The organism is Kluyvera intermedia (genome assembly GCF_021440345.1).
GTDB lineage: Bacteria > Pseudomonadota > Gammaproteobacteria > Enterobacterales > Enterobacteriaceae > Kluyvera > Kluyvera intermedia_A.
Genome location: NZ_JAKCNS010000065.1, coordinates 1 through 1,161 on the forward strand (window position 1 = coordinate 1; position 1,161 = coordinate 1,161).

2 pseudogenes are annotated in these 1,161 nt (G+C 48.8%); both read right to left on the bottom strand.

Features of this window, described 5'->3' with window-relative positions:
• Nucleotides 1-51 precede the first annotated feature (51 nt).
• Nucleotides 52-365: pseudogene (locus LZ634_RS17290) on the bottom strand (Tn3 family transposase); the annotation flags it as partial.
• Nucleotides 366-391: 26 nt separating this feature from the next.
• Nucleotides 392-1,081 (bottom strand): annotated as a pseudogene (locus LZ634_RS17295) (alpha/beta hydrolase family protein); the annotation flags it as partial.
• Nucleotides 1,082-1,161 lie beyond the last annotated feature (80 nt).

Genomic DNA, 1,161 nt, shown 5'->3' on the forward strand with positions numbered 1-1,161 from the left:
GGGAGTGACCATCTCATTAATTATCCCACGCTAAGACTATATTTTGTACAGCAGTGGAGAAGGATGAGAGACCAGCAGTTCATTAACAGGGACTCCTTTTTGCTTAAGCGGCTCAATGGTTCTTTCTATATAAACCGTATTCCAGAGTGTTATCGCCGCCGTATGTAGTGTCAGCGCCGGTGGCGTGGTAACGCTGATCCTCCCACCCCCAGATCCCTGATTTCATTCAGCCGGTGCATGAAGGATGCTCGCCCAAGGGCCTCACCCTTATTCAGCCCCGCCTGTATGCATCGGCCTAAGCCTTTATCGCAAAATCAGTCCAGCATAAACAGCGTCCGATCTCTGCAGAAAATCGCCCTCTGCGCTACGAGTTTGAACGCATTTACTCTGTTTATAGGTAACATTCGCTCCACGATATAATGATATCGGCAACGTATTCAGCATCCTGAGCATGAGTCAGAAGGTGATCCGCCTTACCCAACGAAATGAAACTCTTGGGATGCTTTGCTGCTTTGAATATTTTTTCGGCCTGCTCAATTAACACAGTATCATCTTCAGTCGCATGAAAAATAAGCAGAGGCTTGTTCATGGCGAACACCTTATGAGCGATTTTGTGTTCCTGAATATTGTCCAGCATCTGTTTCTTTAAGGTAAATACCCGCCCGGCCAGCTCAACGGGATAGGCTCCATGCTGGTTAATGTTTTCAACATCATCCTTAAAAAGACGTTTTACGTGTGTCAGTTCTCCGGGTGATCCTATGGTGACAACGGCCTTTGCCTCAGGAACTTCGCCGGCAATAGACAGAATGGCCGATCCCCCCAGGCTATGGCCGATGAGCAAAGAAGGCGCTTCGTACTGTCGGCGGAGATAATCTACCGCGCAAAGCAGGTCCGAAATATTGGATGAGAAGTTGGTGTTGGAAAAATCCCCTTCGCTGTTTCCCAGACCAGTAAAATCAAACCGGAGAACGGCGATAGCATTCTCTGTCAGTTTCCGCGCAATACGCGCCGCGCCTTTGAGGTCTTTGCCACACGTAAAACAATGAGCTAACAGCGCAAACGCTTTAGGATTTTCAGGAAGGGGTCGGTTCCGGCTGAGGGCGAAATGACACCCTAAGCGTTAGCTCTGTGTCGTTGCACGATGTCAGCGACGGTATTCTT